The organism is Pseudoalteromonas sp. S3178 (assembly GCF_005886985.1).
GTDB classification, from domain to species: Bacteria; Pseudomonadota; Gammaproteobacteria; order Enterobacterales; family Alteromonadaceae; genus Pseudoalteromonas; species Pseudoalteromonas carrageenovora.
Genome location: NZ_PNCW01000528.1, coordinates 1 through 289, shown reverse-complemented (window position 1 = coordinate 289; position 289 = coordinate 1). Strand labels below are relative to the sequence as shown.

Annotated in this window: 1 pseudogene; it reads left to right on the top strand. The window is 41.5% G+C overall.

What is annotated here, in order from left to right:
* Nucleotides 1–289 (top strand): annotated as a pseudogene (locus CWC11_RS22060) (peptidylprolyl isomerase); the annotation flags it as partial.

Sequence of the window (289 nt, the reverse complement as noted above, 5' to 3'; positions counted from 1 at the left end):
AGACTCTTTAGAAGATGCTGCTTTAGCGGCGGGTGTAGAGCTTAAATCAACGGGTCTTATCAGCCGTTTGGCTTTACCAGCTCCATTAAATACTCCTGCTGTTAGCAATGTGGTATTTACGCCAGAGTTACTTGAAGATCGTGTCAACTCTGAAGTCTTAGAGGTAGGAAGCGAGCATATTATTGTTGTACGAGTATTAGATTATACGCCAGCAGCGACTAAACCATTTGACGATGTAAAAGCACAAATTGAAACTAGTCTAATTAATGAGCAAGCGTCAGTACTTGTG